The sequence below is a fragment of the bacterium Scap17 genome, assembly GCA_013376735.1.
Lineage (GTDB): Bacteria > Pseudomonadota > Gammaproteobacteria > Pseudomonadales > Halomonadaceae > Cobetia.
This window is the reverse complement of the sequence record VINJ01000002.1, coordinates 1-19,100: the sequence shown is the minus strand read 5'-3', so window position 1 is coordinate 19,100 and position 19,100 is coordinate 1. Positions and strand designations below refer to the sequence as shown.

The window sequence follows — 19,100 nt, the reverse complement described above, 5'->3', positions numbered from 1 at the left end:
GCCTCACCCCAGGCCGCTGATCGCCAGCATCCATGACAGGTATAGCGGGATGATCAGCGGCGCTGCCAGGGTGGTCAGCATCACCGCGATCGCGCCCTTGGCCGGCTGGATATTCAGCTCGATGGCCAGCACGACCACATTGGCGGCCATCGGCACCACGCCCAGCAGCAGCAACACTTGCGCCAGCACCGGGTCGAGGGCGAACAGGCTGCCCAGCAACATCACGCTGCCCAGACTCATCAGCGGCCACATCACGAAGCGCAGGGCGGTCGCGGCCAGAATGAAGCGCGGGTCGATCTCGCGCAGGCTGACACCGCCCAGCGTCATGCCGATGATCATCATGCCCAGCACCGTGTAGCTGTACTTGAAGTAGTCGAGTCCCTCCATCACCGCCCCCGGTACCTCGAGGCCCAGTGTCCCCACCAGCAGAGCGGCCAGAAAGGCGTAGATCAGCGGCAGACGCACGATCTTGACCAGACTCTCGCGCATCGAGAACTGCCCGCGCGCACTGACGTAGAAGCCCAGCGTGAATTCATACAGCGTGATGCCGAGCAGGCAGAACAGGTACTGGGTCACGCCTTCCGGCGGCAGCAACAGCATCGCGACCGGCAGGCCGAAGTAGCCGGTATTGCCGGTTCCCGAGGAGAAGGCGAGCAGGGCGGCTTCCTGCGGCGGGAAGAACCTCGCGGCCAGCGGGCGCACCAGCAGGCAGATGCTGCTGGCCAGCGAGAATAGCCCCAGCGTCAGGCCCAGATCACTCAGCGATGGCTCGCCGAGCACCAGGCCGCGAAAGAAGGTCAGCGGCGCGATCACATAGATCAGCAAGGTGGCGATGGGGCGCGGGTCGATCGCGAGGCGGCGTGCACAGAGGGCGCCGAGAGCGACGAAGGTGATCAGCATCCAGAGCGGTTGCTGCAGATCGATGTGGTCCATCACGGTTCCTTGTGAAGCGTCATTGTCCTTTTGGCTCATCATGCCGTGTGGCCCCTGTCAGCGTCATCCCATGAATGCCACTCATTGCGCCTTTCCTTCATCAGGCTTTGGGTCGCGCATCAGGCTTTGGGTCGCGTGGTTGCGCGGCTGGTGAGGGCGCAGGACTGAGGAGCAGGACGCCACTGTCAGCAATGGTTATAAACACGCACTTTCTTATATGAATGGCATTGAAGTTGAGGCGAAAACCTTTCATTGGCCGGGGTCGTCGGCGGCGGTCAGAATGCTCGACATGCAGTACAGGGGCGGTGGCGTGACGCGCCGGACGTGTATTGCTGCACGCACACCGCGAAGTGTGCGGCGATAACGACATCAATGCCGGACACGACGACCACGAGGGCCGCCCCATGAGTGCAAGCGAACATCCGTTAGGGATCAGCTTCGAATTCTTCCCGCCGAATACCGAGGCCGGGCGTGAAAAGCTCAAGGGGGTTCGCGATCAGCTGGCGGCGCTGGAGCCGGAGTTCTTCTCCGTCACCTATGGCGCGGGCGGCTCCACGCGTGAGCGTACCTTCAACACCGTGCAGTCGGTCAGCGCCAGCGGGATCTGCACCGCGCCGCACCTGTCATGTGTCGGCAGTGACCGCGGTGAGCTGCGTGAGATCCTGGCGCAATACCGCGAGCAGGGCGTCAAGCGCCTGGTGGCGTTGCGCGGGGACCTGCCCTCCGGGATGGGCTCGCGCAGTGAGCTGCGTTACGCCAACGAGCTGGTCGAATTCGTGCGCGAGGAGACGGGCGAACACTTCGAGATCGCGGTGGCGGCCTATCCCGAGTGCCATCCACAGGCCGGCAATTACCACAGCGATCTCGAGAACTTCGCGCGCAAGATGCAGGCCGGCGCCGATATCGCCATCACCCAGTACTTCTTCAATGCCGATGCCTATTTCCACTTCGTGGAGCGCGCGCGTGCCGCCGGCATCGAGCAGCCGATCATCCCGGGGATCATGCCGATCACCAACTACACCAAGCTGGCGCGCTTCTCCGATTCCTGCGGTGCGGACATCCCGCGCTGGCTCCGCCGGCAGCTCGAGAGCTATGGCGATGACAGCGAGAGCCTTCAGGCCTTCGGCACCGAGGTAATCTCGCGCATGAGTCAGCGTCTGCTGGATGGCGGCGCGCCGGGCCTGCACTTCTATACCCTCAACCAGGCCGAGCCGTGTCTGAAGGTGCTGGAGAATCTGGGTATCGCTTCTCGTTGAGTCACGTGTGCCGGGCGTGCACGGCAAGTCATTGGAAGAGCGGCATTGAATGTGACGTCGCTCGCCCTGAGGTCTGATGGGTAGCCGCTCGTGACAGCGGCCCGCAAGCCACTCAAGGCGTCGGCAGTGACGCCGGCCTCAGTGATGGAGAGATTGCTCATGAATCACGAGACACAGCACACGGCATCCTTTACGCCCTCTTCCAGAAAGCCCCTCAAGACCGCCGCGACGGTGGCGCTCGGCGCCTGGTTGTTCGGCGGCGTCGCCCAGGCCGCCACCGAGGTGGAAATGCATCGCGTCAGCAGTGATGGCGTCGGTGAGTCCGTCGGCAGTGTCATGGCCGAGGATACCGATGACGGTCTGCTGCTGACGCCGAAGATCGAGGGGCTCGAGAGCGGCATCCACGGCTTCCACCTGCATGCCAATGCCAGCTGCGAACCGGCCGAGAAGGATGGCGAGACCGTCGCCGCCGCCGCGGCAGGTAGCCACTTCGATCCAGAAGAGACCGGTACCCACCAGGGCCCTTACGGTGATGGCCACCTCGGTGATCTTCCGGCGCTGAGTGTCGATGCCGATGGCAAGATCTCGTTGCCGGTGCTGGCACCGCGCCTCAAGGAAAGCGATCTCAGCGGCCATGCGCTGATGATCCACTCCGGCGGTGACAACTACACCGATACGCCCAAGCTGGGCGGTGGCGGCTCGCGCGTCGCCTGCGGCGTGGTCGATTGATCATCCTGCCGGGATGACATGAAAAAGCCCCGCCAATTGGCGGGGCTTTTTCATGTCGCAGTGATACAGCAGATATCAGTGCAGCTTGCCCGGGTCCAGAATGCGCACCGGCTGAACCTCATCGCCCGCCGGCGTCTCGCGGGGCTCGCTCACGCGCGTGGAAATCTCGGCGAGGGTCGGCGGCTCCTCGATGGCTTGCTGTTCGAAGAAGTCGCAGGACACGCAGTCACGGTAGCGTGTCTCGTTCTGCTCCCAGGTGCGCAGGCGGTCCATTGCTCCGCAGCGCGGGCAGACGGCACCGGCGATGAAGCGCTTGATGGTAGACATGGTGCCTCCAGTCAGGGTCAGGGTAGGTCTGGCAATCCCGCCTCGGGCGGATGATGCGCCATATGATACGCCCCCGACCGGTAAAGGTCAGGGGCGCATGGTCAGCGGCTCGTGGTCAGGCTTGCGCCATCACGAGACGGGGCGAGATCAGGCCGCCTGGGCACCGATGCCGGAGTGACGCAGCAGGGCATCGACCTGCGGGTCACGGCCACGGAAGGCGCGGAACAGCTCGGCGGCGTCACGCGAGCCACCGCGTGCCAGTACCTCGTCACGGAAGCGCTGGCCGGTGGCGGTATCGAAGACCGCGCTTTCCTCGAAGGCACTGAAGGCGTCTGCCGACAGCACCTCGGCCCACTTGTAGCTGTAGTAACCCGCGGCGTATCCGCCGGCGAAGATATGGCTGAAGCCATTCTGGAAGCGATTGAACTCGACCGCCGGCACCACGGCGACCTTGCTGCGCACCTCGTCGAGCAGCGCCTGGACATCGCTGGCAGACGGCTTGTCGAGCTCATGATGCAGGCGGAAGTCGAACAGCGAGAACTCCAGCTGGCGGACCATGGTCATCGCCGCCTGGAAGTTGCGGGCTGCCTGCAGGCGCTCGAGCATGTCGTCGGGCAGATGCTCGCCGGTGTCCACGTGACGTGCGATCAGATCCAGCCCTTCACGCTCGTAGCAGAAGTTCTCCATGAACTGGCTGGGCAGCTCGACGGCGTCCCATGCCACGCCGTTGATGCCGGAGACTTCGGCGACTTCCTGACGGGTCAGCATGTGATGCAGGCCGTGACCGAACTCGTGGAACAGCGTGACCACTTCATCGTGGGTCAGCAGCGCCGGGCGATCGCCCACCGGGCGGGTGAAGTTGCAGGTCAGGTAGGCGACCGGCAACTGCAGGCTGCCATCCTCGCGGCGACGACGGACGCGGCACTCGTCCATCCAGGCACCGCCTCGCTTGCCTTCACGCGCATAGAGATCGAGATAGAAGCCGGCGATCGGGGTGTCATTCTCGATCACCTCGTAGTAGCTGACGTCCTCGTGCCAGACCGGCACGTCGCGCTGCTTGAAGGTGATGCCGTAGAGGCGGTTGACGACCTCGAACAGTCCGTCGATGGCCTGCGGCGCCGGGAAGTAGGGGCGCAGCTGCTCCTGATTGATCGCGTAGCGCGACTCGCGCAGCTTCTCGCTGGCATAGCCGACATCCCACGGCTGCAGGTCGTCGATGCCGAGGCTCTCGGTGGCGTAGGCCGCCAGCTCGTTGAACTCCTCACGCGCCTGCGGCACGGCGCGGGTAGCGAGGTCATCCAGGAAGGCGATGACCTGCGCCGGCGAGTCGGCCATCTTGGTCGCCAGTGACAGCGAGGCGTAGTCGTCGAAGCCGATCAGCGCGGCCAGCTCCTGACGCAGGGCTAGAATCTCCTCGATCACCGGGCCGTTGTCGAACTCACCGGCGTTGGGGCCCTTCTCCGAGGCGCGGGTGACGAAGGCAGTGTAGACCTCCTCGCGCAGCTCGCGGTTGTCGGCATAGCTGAGCACCGGGAAGAAGCTCGGGAAGTCCAGGGTGATGCGATAGCCATCCAGGCCCTTGGCTTCGGCATTGGCCTTGAGCGCTTCAAGGCCGCTTTCCGGTATGCCCGCCAGTGCCTCTTCGTCGACATCCTTGTGCCAGGCCTGGGTGGCATCCAGCACATGGTTGGAGAAGGTATTGGAGAGCTCGGACAGGCGCGCCTGGATCTCGCCGTAACGCTGCTTCTTGTCTTGCGGCAGGTCGACACCGGCGAGGCGGAAGTCGCGCAGACTGTTGGTGATCGCCTTCTGCTGGGCTTCCTCGAGGCTTGCGAACTCATCGCTGTCCGCGAGGCGCTGATAGGCCGCGGCCAGGTCGCTGTTCTGACCCACCCAGGTGGAGTAGGCCGACAGTTTGGCGAGACAGGCCTGATAGGCCTCACGCAGCTTGGGCGAGTTCATGGTCGAGTTGAGGTGCGAGACCGGCGACCAGGCCTGGCTCAGGCGGTCACCCAGCGCTTCCAGCGGCGCGGCGAAGTTGTCCCAGCGCGTGTCATCGCGGGTGGCCTCGATCAGGCGCTCGATCTCCTGCTGGTTGTGCTCCAGCAGTTCGCTGATCGCGTCCTCGACGTGCTCGGCCTTGAGGGTGTCGAAGGGGGGCAGGGTGTTGCGTTCCAGCAGGGGATTGATCGACATCATGTACCTCGCGTCATTCGGGTGGGCGGCAGCGGTGAGCGATAAAGGAGAACTTGCGCATCGATTGCGCCGTGAAAACGGCGTCACCGCTGCCGCGGTGATACCAAGAATGTGAGGCCTCGGCGCGTGTTATTCAATCTATCGCCTCGATAGGCGGGCGCTGCCACGCGCATGTCGCATTGGCCGAGGCCGGTACGGCTGCTATCTTGCTGGCCTTGGCCCCCGAGTGGGGCCTGTATCCTTCCCCCGTACCGAGACCACGAGAGCAGACATGAGCGAAACCACCGAACGCTGGGGCAGTCGCCGAGCCTTCATTCTGGCCGTGACCGGCGCCGCCGTAGGGCTGGGCAACATCTGGCGCTTCCCCTACATGACCGGCGAGAACGGCGGTTCCGCGTTTCTGCTGCTGTATATCGGTTTCGTGCTGCTGCTGGGCCTGCCGGTGATGATGGCCGAGATCATGATCGGGCGCGCCGGACGTCGCGGACCGATGCAGGCGCTGGCCCATCTGGCCGTCAGCGGTGGCCGCACCCCGCACTGGCGCTGGCTGGGACTGTTCGGCGCCATCACCATGTTCTTCATCCTGTCGTTCTATTCGGTGGTGTCGGGCTGGTCGATCGAGTATCTGGTCGATTCGCTGAAGGGTGACTTCAGCGGCATGAGCCCACCGGAGATCGGCGCTTCCTTCGGCGCCTTCCTGGAAGACCCGGTCACGATGACCTTCAACCACACCGTCTTCATGCTGATGACGATGAGCGTGGTGGCCGCCGGTATCTCTTCCGGGCTCGAGCGCCTCAACAACCTGATGATGCCGCTGCTCTACGTGTTGTTGCTGGCACTGGCCGGTTACAGCATCAGTACGCCCGGCTTCGGTCCCGCGCTGAGCTGGCTGTTCATGCCCGACCCGAGCGCCATCACGCTGGACGTGATGCTCAATGCCATGGGACATGCCTTTTTCACGCTGGCGGTCGGCGCCTGTGCTCTGATGGCCTACGGCGCCTACATGCCGGAGCGCCAGAGTCTGCCGACGGCCGCGATCGCCGTGGCGGCGCTGGATATCGGTGTGGCGCTGCTGGCGGGTATCGCCATCTTCGCGGCGGTCTTCAGCCAGGGCATGGACCCGGCCTCCGGCCCCGGCCTGATGTTCGTCAGCCTGCCGATCGCCTTCGCCAATCTACCGGGCGGCAGCGTGCTGCTGGCGCTGTTCTTCCTGCTGTTGCTGCTGGCGACCTGGACCAGCTCGATCAACATCGCCGAGCCCATCGTCGAGGTGCTGGAGGGTTGGGGCCTCAAGCGTCGCCACGCGGCACTGGCGGTCGGTGTCTCGGTGTGGGCGATGGGGCTGTTGTCGGTGCTGTCCTTCTCGAGCCTCAAGGACGTGCACGTGCTGGGCGAAATGAATGTCTTCGATGCGGTGACGACGATTCCGCCGGACTTCTTCCTGCCGATCGGCGGGCTGCTGATCGCTATCTTCGCGGCCTGGGTGATGCCGCAGAATCGTGCGCTGGCTGGCCTCGGCACATCGCGTGGCTTCTTCCGCACCTGGCGTTGGGTACTGCGCTGGGTCTCGATTCCGCTGGTCGTCGTCGTGCTGGGCTGGAGCTTCTTCAAGTAAGCCCGCTTGTGCCATCGGTACGTGAATCTGGCGTTGAGTCGGCGACAGGCGTGGGGCGATACGAGGGGCATGTCGAACCTGAAAGCGGGGCGTCGGGACGGGGGGGCGAAAACATCGCAACGCGAGTCAGGCCGTTGCGCTATTGGCATCCCGGTGTTTGGCGCAGTAGGCTGGGTGCCTAATTCAGGAGGTAAGGCATGAGCATTAGATCCTTCAAGGGCCTGACGCCGCGACTGGGCGAGCGGGTTTTCGTCGATCCGGCCAGTGTGGTGCTGGGTGATGTCGCCCTCGGGGATGACAGCTCGGTATGGCCGCTGGCGGTGATTCGCGGCGATATGCACCGTATCCGCATCGGCGCGCGCACCAGTGTGCAGGATGGCGCGGTCCTGCATATCACTCACGCCAGTGATTTCAATCCGGGTGGCTATCCGCTGGAAATCGGCGATGACGTCACCATCGGTCACAAGGCCGTGTTGCATGGCTGCACCATTCACGACCGCGTGCTGGTCGGCATGGGCGCCATCGTGATGGACGGCGTGGTGGTGGAAGATGAAGTCATCATCGCGGCGGGGGCGCTGGTGCCACCGGGCAAGCGTCTCGAGGGCGGGCATGTGTATGCCGGCAACCCGGCCAAGGCACTGCGCCCGATCAAGGACAGTGAGCGTGAGTTCTTCACCTATTCGGCGGTGAACTACGTCAAGCTGAAGGATCAGCATCTGGCCGAAGACTACGCCGACTGAATCTCCCTCGCACAGAGCGGCAGACGCAGCAATGATCACTCCCCCGTTGGCTCAGGCCAGCGGGGGAGTGCTCGTTTCAGAGCCGGATTATTCGCAAGTCAGGGTCGAATTTTCCGCAAGCCAGGGGCGGATTTTCCACGAGCTTTAGAAGGCAGAGATGGCAGTGGCGCGCACAAACCAGGACAAGCCATTGTTTTTCATGAAATGCTTGCGTCATAATCTGGACGTATATCCAGTGCCGGCGTGTGGCGTCTGGTCCAGTGACATCGTCGAGGGCTCGCGACCCGTATTTCATGGCCAATTTTCGTACCCATATCACCGTAGCGGCCTTTGCCGGCGGCATCGTCGCGGCGGCGGGCTGGCAGGGCGGCCTGTGGTCGCTGGCGGAGGGGGTTCCGCTGGCGAGTCTGACCACCTTCGGCGGTATCCTGCCGGATATCGACTCAGACAACTCGCGCGCCATCCGGATCCTGTTCACGCTGTTCGCGGTACTGGCGACCATGGCCTGCGTGCTGCTGCTGCAGGACCGCCTGCTGGCGGGGCCGTTGATGATGGCGGGCGGCGCCACCTATCTGGGCGTGCGCTATGTGGCCAGCGCCATCTTCAAGCGCTTCACCGTCCATCGCGGCATCTGGCACTCGCTGCTGGCATCACTGCTGTGCTCGCTGGGCGTGACGGCCGCCAGCCTGCATGTGCTGGGCCAGAGTGAAGAACAGGCCTGGTGGCAAGGCGCGGCCCTGTTGTTCGGCGCCATGATTCACCTGTTGCTCGATGAGATGTACAGCGTCGACATGGTCGGCGCACGCCTCAAGCGCAGCTTCGGCACCGCCTTCAAGCTGTTCGATTATCGTGAGCCGGGCAACTCGTTGGCGATGGTGGCGGTGATCGCTGCCATGACGCCCTGGCTGCCGCCCGTATCGGTGCTGGTGGACATCATGCATCTACAGGGGCCGCTGTCAGTGTTCGGCGAAGGTCTTTCGCGGCTGATGGCAGGCGTCTGATGCTGTCTGGCTGAAGGTCGGCGTGAATCTCCGTTGCGTTGTCTTGGTCGTGATGCCTTGGTTTTGATGCCTCTGTTGTGGTGCATCAGGCACGATACCTCAACCACGGTGCCTCAACCACGGTGCCTCAACCACGATAGGGCTCGGCGCTCAGGCCATGCTTCTTCAGCTTGTCGTAGAGCGTCTTGCGCGGCAGCCCCAGCCGTTCGCAGGCCATCACCACCTGGCCTTTGCTGGTCGCCAGGGCCTCGCGAATCAGCGCGGCCTCGAACGCCTCCATGCGCTGTGGCAGCGATTGCGCCTGCGTGGCTGCCTTCACGTTGTGTTCCAGTTTCCCCAGCTCGCCCGTGCCGGCGGTGATGTCTTCTCTGTCCGCCTCTCCTGTGGCTTTCGTGCTGTCCACGGCCGTGCCACTCGTGCCCGCGGTGAGCGGCCGCCCTTCCGCCATGCTGTCGCCGATGTTGCCCTCCAGCCCGCCCAGCAGCACATGGCGCTCCGCACAGTTTCTCAGCTCACGCACGTTGCCCGGCCAGTCATGCGCCAGCAGCGCCTGCAGGGTGGTGGCGTCCAGCGGCGGGACTTCCAGGCTGGTGCGTTCGCTGGCCAGGATCGCGAAGTGCCGGAACAGTTGCAGGATATCCTCGGCATGCTCGCGCAGTGGTGGCAGATACAGCGTGACCACGTTCAGGCGGTAGTAGAGGTCTTCGCGAAACTCGCCGGCGCTGGCCGCTTCGCGCAGGTCCCGCTTGGTGGCGGCGATGACGCGGATGTCGATGGGGCGTGGTGTATTGCTGCCGAGCCGCTCGATACTGCGCTCCTGCAGCACCCGCAACAGCTTGATCTGCAACGACATCGGCATCGATTCGATCTCATCGAGGAACAGGGTGCCGCCGTCGGCGTGTTCCAGCTTGCCGATGCGGCGCTCGCTGGCACCGGTGAAGGCACCTTTCTCATGGCCGAACAGTTCCGACTCGATCAACGTCTCCGGCATGCCGCCACAGTTGAGCGCCACGAAGGGCTTGCTGGCGCGGGCGCTGCGCTCGTGCAGGCAGCGGGCGACACGGTCCTTGCCGGCACCGGTCTCTCCATACAGCAGGGTGTCGGCATCGACTGCCGCCAGGCGTGACACCTGAGCATCCAGGCGCTGCATGAGGTCACTGCTGCCCACCAGTCTGGGGCCGGCGCTGTTGCGCTGGGTATCCAGCTGTTCGCGCAGCGAGCGGTTCTCCAGCGCCAGCCTGCGAGCGGCCACCGCGCGCCGCGCGCCATCGAGCATGCGCTCGCGATCGAAGGGCTTCTCGATGAAATCCCAGGCACCGGCCTGCATGGCCGCGACGGCGGTGTCGATGTCGCCATGCCCTGTCATCACGATCACCGGCAGCTCGTCATCCACGGCATGCGCCGCGTGCAGCAGGCTCAGGCCATCCATGCCCGGCATGCGAATGTCCGTGATCACCACACCCTCGAAGGGCGCTTCGGCGCGCAGGATTTCCAGCGCCTGCTCGGCACTGGCCAGCGGGCGAGTGCGGTAATCGGCCAGCATCAGGCTCTGGCTCAGGCTGTCGCGAAGGTGCGGTTCGTCATCCACCACCAGCACCTGCATGTCGGTATTCGTGACGTCGCTCATGACGGCTCCTGTGAAGGGTTGGCGGTGGGTGGCATCGGGGATTGTGAGGGCATCGAGAGCGCCGGCAGCGTTAGCCGGAACAGTGCGCCACCCAGTGGAGAGGGGTGCGCCTCGAGGGTGCCGCCGAGGTCGGCGACGATACGCGCGCTGATCGATAACCCCAGCCCGAGTCCCTGGCCGTCGGCGCGCTGGGTATAGAAGGGTTCGAACACGCGCACCAGTTGCGATGGCTCGAGGCCGGGGCCGTTGTCGTGGACTTCCAGCACGACCTGATCACCGGCGCTGCCCGTTTTCTCATGCAGGTTGAGCTGGATGCTGGGGGGCTCCGGGCGCTCGGGGGGCATGTCGGCAAGCGCATCCAGTGCATTGCCGATCAGGTTGACCAATACCTGCTCCAGACGTACCGGCTCGGCGCGCACCCGGGCCAGCGTTGGACCCGCTTCGCGAATGAGGGTCACGCCGAGCGCCTCGCAGCGTGCATGCAGCAGGCGCAGGGCGTAGTCGAGGCTGGTGGTGAGGTCGATGGCCTCCAGGCGGTCACCGCTCTTGCGCGAGAACTGACGCAGCTGCGCGCTGATTTCGCCCATACGCTGGGTCAGCTCGGTGATCTGGTGCAGGTTGCTCTCGACCTGGGAGGTCTGGGCGCGAGCGAGGAAGGCGGTCGCGTTCTCGGCATAGGCGCGGATGGCGGCCAAAGGCTGATTGAGCTCGTGATTGATGCCGGCGGCCAGCTCCCCCAGCACCGCCAGCTTGGCGGTCTGGATCAATTCATCACGCGTCTCGCGCAGCTCGCGTTCGGCGCGGGTGCGTTCCTCGACTTCGGCACTCAGGCGCGTGTTGCTGGCGGCGAGGTCGCGGGTACGCTCGACCACCCGTTGCTCGAAGGCATCACGTGCCTGAGCGAGCTGCTCGGCTTGGGCACGGCGTTCGCTGACATCGAAGACCGTGACCAGCCATCGTGGACCATGGGGGCTGGGCAGTGGCGAGCAGGAAAGCTCCAGTGGCACCGCGACTCCCTCGCGCAGGCCATGCACTTCCAGCGGCCCGACGGCGCGGTCCTGGGTCAGGCGGCCCAGCAGGTGGCGCTCGGCCGGCAGGAACAGCTCGCGCAGATCACGCCCCTCGCGGGCGCTGGGCTGGCGGGTTGAGTCGTCCGGTGAGGTGTCGGCGCTCAAGGGCGAGCCGAACAGCGCGATGGCCGTCGGGTTGAGATACACCAGCCGCACCCGCTCATCGAGGATACACAGGCCAGCCTGAGTGCGGTCGATGATGCCGCGCACCCGTTGCTGGCTGCTGGCGAGATTCTGGCGCTCGCGCTCGGCGAACAGGCGACGCTCACGCAGGATGCGCAGTCGCTGCCAGCCCAGCCCTGCCAGCAGACACAGCAAGGCATAGCCACCGGCCGCGAGACCAGCCGTCTGCCAGATACCGCTGCGCAGCGGAGCCAGTGGCTTGAGTACATGCAGGCGCCAGCCGATATCCGGCAGTGGCTGGGACAGGCTCAACCAGGCGTGCTGCCAGAGATCCCCCGGTGTCAGCTGCAACAATTCGATGGAGGTCGTGTCGCGGCGCGACTCAAGGGGCGAGCCCAGCAGCTCCGGCAGCGCCTCGCGATGATGCAGGCGCAGCGGACGCAGGCGCTGATTGGCATAGCGCTGGGTATCGAGCAGTCGGTTGCGTGTCTCCTCGCTGAGTGGCTCCAGCGTGCGCAGCACCCGTTGCGCCTGGCTGGCGATGAAGATCACGCCATGCGGATCAGTGACCATGATGTCGGCATTCTGGTCGAGCCATGCCGCCTCCAGCGCCTCTATCTGCACCTTGACCACGGCCACGCCACGTCGCCCCTGGGGGCTGGTGACGGCGGCACTGAAGAAGTAACCGCGTTCTCCTGAGCTGGTGCCCAGCCCGTAGAAGCGGCCTTCACCACCATTGATGGCGTCTTGCCAGTAGGGGCGGAAGCGGTAGTTCTGGCCGATGAAGGTGTTGGCGGAGCGCCAGTTGCTGGCGGCGATGGTGGTGCCGGTGTCATCGACCAGATAGAGGTCCGAGATGCCGGCCAGCTCACGCATGCGGTCCAGGCGCTGATTGAGCGCCACTTCCGCGCTGAGATCTTCAGGGTGATCCAGAAAGTCGCGCAGCTGGTCATTCTCTGCCACCAGCCTGGGCAGATAGGCGTGTCGATTCAACTGGCCGCGCAGGCTGGCGGCAGTCAGACGCAGTTCGTTGTCTGCCTCATGCCCCAGGCGCTCCAGCCCCTGGCTGCGCGCCATCGAGACCGCCTGCCACACGCACAGCATCAGCCCCAGCGGTAACACGACCGCCAGTACGAGACGCCACAGCTGCGGCAGGCGCGTGTCCTTCATCGGCAAGCCTTCATGTTCAGGCCCTCATCTCAAGCTCTGCTTATCCGGAGCTTCATGTTCAGCCAGGGCGTCATGACTGAGCGTCATGAGCCATCCGGCGCCGCCTGGGCACGGCGCAAGGCGCGCTGGGCACGAGTCTCGGCGCGTTCCAGTTCCAGCAGTGAATCCTCGACGAAGACCAGATGCTCATGGGCGGCGTTGCGCGCATCTTCGGCGCGGCCTTCCATGATCGCCTCGAACAGGCTGCGGTGTTGCTGGATCAGGCGCGGGCGTGATTCCGGCTTCTCGAACAGGTGGCGCAGGTTGGCCACGATGCTCTTCTCCAGCAGCTGGAACAGGCTGCGCATGGAATGCAGCAGCACCACGTTGTGCGCGGCCTCGGCGATGGCGAGGTGGAAGGCGGCATCGGCACCGGCCTCGCGCTGTGGGTCACGTCCCTCGAAGCTCTTCTCCAGGTCCTCGAAGCGCTGGCGCAGCATTGCCTTGTCGGCAGGTGTGGAGCGCATGGCGGCGTAGTAGGCGCTGATGCCCTCCAGCGCATCACGAAATTCCAGCAGATCGAGATTGAACTCACCGTGGCGACCCAGCAGTGCACTGAGCGGGTCCGACCAGGCGCGCGCCAGCTCTTCAGAGACATAGGTGCCGCCGCCCTGGCGTGAGGTCAGCAGTCCGCGCGCGGCCAGCTTCTGGATAGCCTCCCGCACGGAGGGGCGCGAGACTTCGAACTGCTCGGCCAGGGTGCGCTCCGGTGGCAGGCGCTCGCCGGGTTTCAGGCTGCCTTCGATGATCATGCTTTCGAGGCGCTCGGTGAGTACATCGGCGATACGGGGTTGGCGGACGGGGGCGTAACGCATGGAAGTGTCCTTGCGGCAAAGGTGAAAGGCGGCGCCGAGCGCTGGAAGGCCAGAGTGCGGCATGCAAGAGAGGGGCGCTTGCGGCGCTGCCGATGATCAGTGTGGCCCGTGGGCATTCCACGCCACAGCCGACATTGGTCTTACCAATATGTGTGATAACCACGCCTCGCGTGGGAGATGAGGACTATCAATAATTGGTAAGACCAATTTTACGCAATGGAGATGCTTTGACCAATGTCTAGATGCCCTATGCAACATGATGTTTGACCCCTTTCGAGGCGACGCCTAGATTATGCCGAAGCACGTCAGGGTAAATTGGTATGACCAATTTATCGAAAGGCCTGACCCAAGGGTGCGCCAACCCCGAGTCCTTCACTGCCGTGCCAGACAACAATCACAACAATCCGCCCGCGGAGTTTCCGTCATGTCCGAGCCACTGCTGGCCTTGCTGGCCTTCACCCCTATCCTGCTGGCAGGCATCCTGCTCGTCGGTCTGCAATGGCCCGCGCGTCGCGCCATGCCATTGGTCTTCCTCGTCACCGCTGCCATCGGCTATTTCGTGTGGCAGATGTCGCTGACGCGCATTCTGGCCTCCACGCTGCAGGGGCTGATGGTGACCGTCTCGGTGCTGTGGATCATCTTCGGCGCCATCTTCCTGCTCAATACGCTCAAGCATTCCGGGGCGATCGCGGTAATCCGCGGCGCCTTCACCACCGTCAGTCCCGACCGCCGCGTACAGGCCATCATCATTGCCTGGCTGTTCGGCAGCTTCATCGAGGGGGCTTCCGGCTTCGGGACGCCTGCGGCCATCGCGGCGCCGTTGCTGGTCGCCATCGGCTTCCCGGCGCTGGGGGCGGTGATGGTGGGCATGATGATCCAGTCGACGCCGGTATCCTTCGGGGCGGTGGGCACGCCGATCGTGATCGGCGTGAATGCGGGCCTCGACAAGGCCAATCTCGGTGAGCAGCTGCTGGCGAACCATTCCAGCTGGGAGGCCTTCCTGCAGCTGATCACCTCGGAAGTCGCCATCGTGCATGGCATCGTCGGCCTGCTGATGCCGCTGTTCATGACCGTGATGATGACGCGCTTCTTCGGAGCGAAGAAAAGCTGGAGCGAGGGGCTGTCGATAGCACCGTTCGCGTTGTTCGCCGGCCTGTGCTTCACGCTGCCCTACGTGGCGGCAGGTATCTTCCTCGGCCCGGAGTTCCCGTCACTGATCGGCGCTCTGGTCGGCTTGATCCTCGTGGTGCCAGCGGCGCGTGCCGGCTTTCTATTGCCGAAGGACAGCTGGGATTTTCCGCCCGAGGCCGAGTGGCCCAGGCATTGGCTGGGCGACCTGACGCTGGAGCGTGATGATGTCGAGGCCGCCGCAGCGGGCAGAAAGCCGCTGCCTCTGTGGCTGGCGTGGTTGCCCTATGGGCTGATCGCGCTGCTACTGGTCGCCTCGCGCGTATCGAGTGACTTCAAGGGCTGGCTGGTCAGCGTGCAATTCAGTGCCACTGACCTGCTGGGTGCCAGCGGCATCTCCGGCGCGATACAGCCGCTCTATCTGCCGGGCGGCATCATGGTCTTCGTGGCCCTGATCACGCTGCTGCTGCATCGCATGGCCTCTCGCCAGCTGGTGGCGGCGGCCAGCGAATCCTGGCGCACACTGGTCGGCGCCGGCTTCGTGCTGGTGTTCACCATTCCGATGGTGCGCATCCTGATCAACTCCGGCGTCAATCTGAACGATCTGGCGTCCATGCCGGTGGTGATGGCGGACGTGGTGGCTGACAGCCTCGGTCAGGCTTACCCGTTGTTCGCCTCGGGCATCGGCGCGCTGGGCGCCTTCATCGCCGGCTCCAATACGGTTTCCAACATGATGCTGTCCCAGTTCCAGTTCAATGTCGCCGCCCAGCTCGGGCTGTCGGGAGCGCTGATGGTGGCGCTGCAGGCGGTCGGGGCCGCGGCCGGCAACATGATCGCCATCCACAACGTCGTGGCGGCCTCGGCGACCGTCGGTCTGCTGGGGCGTGAGGGACGTACCCTGCGCATGACGGCGATTCCGACCGCCTACTATCTATTGGCCTCCGGCGTGCTGGGCATTCTGGCGTTCCATCTGGTGGGTCTGAGTGATCCGCTGCTGCCGTAAGCGTGATCCGTGCTGACTGATACCCTGAAAGATATCCTGACTGATAAAGAGACTGGCCATGACCGTCGCTGCTGCCCCTGACTCCACTGCTCACCCTGCCATGTGCGGGCATGCTTCACCCCAGGCGCGCGCTGCTGCCTACGACGCCCTGCGCGAGGCGTTGGCGCAGCACATTCCCGGTGAGCGCCTGATCCATGATCCGCTGCGTACCCTGGCCTACGGCACGGATGCCAGCTTCTATCGGCTGGTGCCGCAGCTGGTGGTGCGGGTGCATGACGAGCAGGAGCTGGGGCATGTGTTGCGCGAGTGCCGGACGCGCAAGCTGCCGGTGACCTTCCGTGCGGCAGGGACGTCGCTGTCCGGGCAGGCGCTGACGGATTCGGTGCTCATCCAGCTGGGCGGCGAGTGGCGAGGGGCGCAGGTGCTGGAGCAGGGCAGCCGCATCTGCCTGCAGCCGGGGGTGATCGGGGCGCGTGCCAATCAGCTGCTGGCCCCCTTCGGGCGCAAGATCGGCCCGGACCCGGCTTCGATCAACAGCTGCATGATCGGCGGCATCGCGGCCAACAATGCGTCCGGCATGTGCTGCGGCACGGCACACAACAGTTATCGCACCGTCGAGGACCTGCGCGTCATTCTCGCCGATGGCACCTGCCTGGATACGGCGTCGCCGGAGAGTGTGCAGGCCTTTCGTGCCAGCCATGGTGGCCTGCTGGCGGAGCTGGAGCGCATGGCGGCCAGTGTGCGCGCCGACCCCGAGCTGGCCGAGCGCATCCGCCACAAGTACCGGCTCAAGAACACTACCGGCTATAGCCTCAATGCACTGGTCGACTATGCCGATGGTCTCGAGATCCTCAAGCATCTGATGATCGGTTCGGAAGGCACGCTGGGTTTCATCGCTTCCATTACCTATCGCACCGTGATCGAGGAGCCGCACAAGGCAGCGGCGCTGGTGTACTACCCGAACATCGATGCAGCCTGTCGCGCCACCATGTTGCTGAAGACGGCGCCGGTCGCGGCGGTGGAGCTGATGGACCGCGCGGCGCTGCGCTCCGTCGAGGACGCACCGGGCATGCCGGACGAGTTGCGCACCCTGCCGGAAGCGGCGGTCGCGCTGCTGGTGGATGTGCGGGGCGCGCATCATCAGGAGTTGGAGGCGCGCATGGCCGAGGTGGGCCGCGTGCTGGAAGGCATCGAAACCTGCGAGTCGTGGGCCTTCACTCAGGATGCGCAGCGTTATGCGCTGTACTGGAAGATCCGCAAGGGCCTGTTCCCGGCTGTCGGCGCAGTGCGTGATCTGGGGACTACCGTGATCATCGAGGATGTCGCCTTCCCCATCGAGCGGCTGGCGGAAGGCGTCGGTGCGCTGACGGAGGTCTTCCAGCGGCATGGTTACTCCCAGGCGATCCTGTTTGGTCACGCGCTGGAGGGCAATCTTCACTTCGTCTTCCCGCAAGGCTTCGAGCGCGAAGGTGAGGTGGAGCGCTATCAGGCGCTGATGGATGACGTCGCGCAGCTGGTGGGGCAGGAATATGGTGGCTCGCTCAAGGCCGAGCATGGCACCGGTCGCAACATGGCGCCTTATGTAGAGCTTGAGTGGGGCAAGGATGCCTATGCCCTGATGTGGCGAATCAAGGAGGTCTTCGATCCGGACAACCTGCTCAACCCGGAAGTGATCCTGACGCGCAATCCTCGCCTGCATCTGGAAAACCTCAAGCCACTGCCGGCAGCGGACCCGCTGGTGGACCGCTGCATCGAGTGCGGTTTCTGTGAGTCGGTCTGTCCGTCGAAGAATCTGAGCCTGACGCCGCGCCAGCGCATCGTCATCCGTCGGGAGATCGCACGCCTGGCTGCGCTTGAGTCACCGGATGATGCACAGCGCGACCAGCTGGCAGCGCTCAGGAAGGAATACGCCTATCAGGGCATGGAGACCTGTGCGGGGGATGGCCTGTGCGCGACCCAGTGTCCGGTCGGTATCAATACCGGTGATCTGATCCGGGGATTGCGTCATGAAGAGAACGCCGGTGCCGATCATCCAGGCAAGGTGAAGGTGGCGCAGTGGTCCGGAGAGCACTTCACTCATATCACCAGTGGCATGCGTGGGGTGCTCAGGCTGGCGGATGGGCTGCATGGCGTCGTCGGTACGCGCAACATGCGTCGCCTGACCCGGGCTGCTCGCAAGGTGTCCGGTGACAGGGTGCAGCAATGGTCTCCCAGTATGCCGGCGGCCGCGCCGCGCCCGTATCTCAAACGCCTGGCACAACCCTTGGGTCGCAGTGAGGCGCCGAATGGGCACGTCGTCTATTTTCCGTCCTGCGCCACGCGTGTCTTCGGGGTCGCTACTGATGATCGCGATCCGCGCAGTGTCACCGAGATGGCGCTGGCCTTGATGGACAAGGCAGGCTTCGAGGTCGTGCTGCCGAAAGGGGGGGAAGCGCTGTGCTGTGGCATGGCCTTCCAGTCCAAGGGGCAGTTCGAGGCGGGAGATGCCAAGGCCGCCGAGTTGGCAGCGGCGCTGGTGGAGGCGAGTGACGGCGGACGGCTGCCGATCTTCTGTGATACCAGCCCGTGCCTGGCACAGGCTCAGGCCTATGCGCGCGAGCATCTTGAAGTGTCGCTGACTCTGGTCGAGCCGGTGCAGCTGGTCCTCGACTATCTATTGCCCTATCTCTCGATCACACCGCTCAAGGCGAAAGTCGCGGTGCATGTCACCTGCTCCAGTGTCCGAATGGGGCTGGCGGAGCAGTTCGTGGCGCTGGCGCGGCAGTGCGCCAGTGAAGTCGTCGTGCCGCAAGAGATCACCTGCTGCGGCTTCGCCGGCGACAAGGGCTTCAGTACCCCGGAGCTTAATGCTTCGGCATTGAAGGGGCTGAAGGAGGTAGTGGCCGATTGCGACTACGGAGTTTCCAATTCGCGCACCTGCGAGATAGGGCTGAGTGAGCACTCCGGGCTCAGCTATCAATCGATTCTCGGTCTGGTCGATAGAGCATCGGCACCAAGGTGATGGGAGGTGTACGAGATGCATGACACCCTGATGACAATCTCTTGAAAAAGCCCTTGCCCTCACGGCGGTTCGTGCGTAAAGTACGCATCCGCTGCCGGGGACGCATGGCGTTACCAGCGGTGAAAGAGGTTTGCAGGTGATTGTTTTACTTGATGTTTTTGAAGTCTGCTTCGAATTCATCGATTGACAATCGCGGGCGATTCGCTAGAATACGCCGCACTCCTTACGGAGCAGGTGATCGAGCAACGCTCCTCACCGCTTGATGATGATTAGAGGCAGTCGACTGACTCATCATCAAGTGCTTGACTTCTCAAGCGTTCCGGGTAG

At 64.3% G+C, this 19,100-nt stretch carries 13 protein-coding genes and 1 pseudogene; 7 read left to right on the top strand and 7 right to left on the bottom strand.

What is annotated here, in order from left to right; translation table 11 throughout:
- Positions 1-3 precede the first annotated feature (3 nt).
- A complete protein-coding gene (locus tag FLM52_17115; GenBank protein NVN57444.1) occupies positions 4-933 on the bottom strand; it encodes an AEC family transporter in 930 nt (309 codons plus the stop codon).
- A 404-nt stretch (positions 934-1,337) separates the two neighbouring features.
- Here FLM52_17115 and metF point away from each other — a divergent pair, with 404 nt between their 5' ends.
- The gene (metF, locus tag FLM52_17110; GenBank protein ID NVN57443.1) at positions 1,338-2,189 is read left to right on the top strand and encodes a methylenetetrahydrofolate reductase [NAD(P)H]; all 852 of its coding nucleotides are present in this window, start codon (positions 1,338-1,340) and stop codon (positions 2,187-2,189) included.
- A 159-nt stretch (positions 2,190-2,348) separates the two neighbouring features.
- Complete coding sequence (locus tag FLM52_17105; GenBank protein NVN57442.1) at positions 2,349-2,918, top strand: superoxide dismutase; 570 nt, start codon at positions 2,349-2,351, stop codon at positions 2,916-2,918.
- A 75-nt stretch (positions 2,919-2,993) separates the two neighbouring features.
- Here FLM52_17105 and FLM52_17100 read toward each other — a convergent pair whose 3' ends face one another.
- Both FLM52_17100 and prlC read right to left on the bottom strand, forming a co-directional pair.
- Positions 2,994-3,245, bottom strand: a complete 252-nt coding sequence (locus FLM52_17100) for a YheV family putative metal-binding protein (GenBank protein NVN57441.1) — start codon at positions 3,243-3,245, stop codon at positions 2,994-2,996.
- A 147-nt stretch (positions 3,246-3,392) separates the two neighbouring features.
- Positions 3,393-5,441 carry an oligopeptidase A gene (gene prlC / locus FLM52_17095; protein NVN57440.1) on the bottom strand — a complete coding sequence of 683 codons (2,049 nt, stop codon included), beginning with the start codon at positions 5,439-5,441 and terminating at the stop codon, positions 3,393-3,395.
- Between the two features lie 271 nt (positions 5,442-5,712).
- Between prlC and FLM52_17090 the strand changes: the two genes are divergently transcribed.
- The 3 genes from FLM52_17090 (at position 5,713) to FLM52_17080 (ending at position 8,797) form a co-directional block, all read left to right on the top strand.
- Positions 5,713-7,056, top strand: coding sequence for a sodium-dependent transporter (locus FLM52_17090; protein ID NVN57439.1), 1,344 nt, complete (start codon positions 5,713-5,715; stop codon positions 7,054-7,056).
- 197 nt (positions 7,057-7,253) lie between these two features.
- Positions 7,254-7,796 carry a gamma carbonic anhydrase family protein gene (locus tag FLM52_17085; GenBank protein NVN57438.1) on the top strand — a complete coding sequence of 181 codons (543 nt, stop codon included), beginning with the start codon at positions 7,254-7,256 and terminating at the stop codon, positions 7,794-7,796.
- A gap of 293 nt (positions 7,797-8,089) precedes the next feature.
- On the top strand, positions 8,090-8,797 hold the full coding sequence (locus FLM52_17080; protein ID NVN57437.1) for a hypothetical protein: 708 nt from the start codon (positions 8,090-8,092) through the stop codon (positions 8,795-8,797).
- 127 nt (positions 8,798-8,924) lie between these two features.
- On the opposite strand, the gene FLM52_17075 is transcribed toward FLM52_17080, so the two are convergent.
- From FLM52_17075 to FLM52_17060, 4 genes and pseudogenes are all read right to left on the bottom strand, one after another.
- Positions 8,925-9,245: a hypothetical protein gene (locus FLM52_17075; protein NVN57436.1), complete on the bottom strand. Its 321-nt coding sequence runs from the start codon at positions 9,243-9,245 to the stop codon at positions 8,925-8,927.
- 27 nt (positions 9,246-9,272) lie between these two features.
- Positions 9,273-10,424 (bottom strand): annotated as a pseudogene (locus FLM52_17070) (sigma-54-dependent Fis family transcriptional regulator).
- Positions 10,421-12,787, bottom strand: coding sequence for a PAS domain-containing protein (locus FLM52_17065; protein ID NVN57435.1), 2,367 nt, complete (start codon positions 12,785-12,787; stop codon positions 10,421-10,423). Before FLM52_17065 ends, FLM52_17070 begins: the two are co-directional and overlap by 4 nt.
- Positions 12,788-12,870: 83 nt before the next feature.
- Positions 12,871-13,641 carry an FCD domain-containing protein gene (locus FLM52_17060; protein NVN57434.1) on the bottom strand — a complete coding sequence of 257 codons (771 nt, stop codon included), beginning with the start codon at positions 13,639-13,641 and terminating at the stop codon, positions 12,871-12,873.
- 424 nt (positions 13,642-14,065) lie between these two features.
- Here FLM52_17060 and FLM52_17055 point away from each other — a divergent pair, with 424 nt between their 5' ends.
- Complete coding sequence (locus FLM52_17055) at positions 14,066-15,772, top strand: L-lactate permease (GenBank protein ID NVN57433.1); 1,707 nt, start codon at positions 14,066-14,068, stop codon at positions 15,770-15,772.
- A 100-nt stretch (positions 15,773-15,872) separates the two neighbouring features.
- Complete coding sequence (locus FLM52_17050) at positions 15,873-18,773, top strand: FAD-binding oxidoreductase (protein NVN57432.1); 2,901 nt, start codon at positions 15,873-15,875, stop codon at positions 18,771-18,773.
- Positions 18,774-19,100: the final 327 nt, after the last annotated feature.

Bases quoted from the DNA above. Each gene is read 5' to 3' on its own strand.
- FLM52_17115 (NVN57444.1), bottom strand. From the start codon at position 933: ATGGACCACATCGATCTGCAGCAACCGCTCTGGATGCTGATCACCTTC.
- metF (NVN57443.1), top strand. From the start codon at position 1,338: ATGAGTGCAAGCGAACATCCGTTAGGGATCAGCTTCGAATTCTTCCCG.
- FLM52_17105 (NVN57442.1), top strand. From the start codon at position 2,349: ATGAATCACGAGACACAGCACACGGCATCCTTTACGCCCTCTTCCAGA.
- FLM52_17100 (NVN57441.1), bottom strand. From the start codon at position 3,245: ATGTCTACCATCAAGCGCTTCATCGCCGGTGCCGTCTGCCCGCGCTGC.
- prlC (NVN57440.1), bottom strand. From the start codon at position 5,441: ATGTCGATCAATCCCCTGCTGGAACGCAACACCCTGCCCCCCTTCGAC.
- FLM52_17090 (NVN57439.1), top strand. From the start codon at position 5,713: ATGAGCGAAACCACCGAACGCTGGGGCAGTCGCCGAGCCTTCATTCTG.
- FLM52_17085 (NVN57438.1), top strand. From the start codon at position 7,254: ATGAGCATTAGATCCTTCAAGGGCCTGACGCCGCGACTGGGCGAGCGG.
- FLM52_17080 (NVN57437.1), top strand. From the start codon at position 8,090: ATGGCCAATTTTCGTACCCATATCACCGTAGCGGCCTTTGCCGGCGGC.
- FLM52_17075 (NVN57436.1), bottom strand. From the start codon at position 9,245: ATGGCGGAAGGGCGGCCGCTCACCGCGGGCACGAGTGGCACGGCCGTG.
- FLM52_17065 (NVN57435.1), bottom strand. From the start codon at position 12,787: ATGAAGGACACGCGCCTGCCGCAGCTGTGGCGTCTCGTACTGGCGGTC.
- FLM52_17060 (NVN57434.1), bottom strand. From the start codon at position 13,641: ATGCGTTACGCCCCCGTCCGCCAACCCCGTATCGCCGATGTACTCACC.
- FLM52_17055 (NVN57433.1), top strand. From the start codon at position 14,066: ATGTCCGAGCCACTGCTGGCCTTGCTGGCCTTCACCCCTATCCTGCTG.
- FLM52_17050 (NVN57432.1), top strand. From the start codon at position 15,873: ATGTGCGGGCATGCTTCACCCCAGGCGCGCGCTGCTGCCTACGACGCC.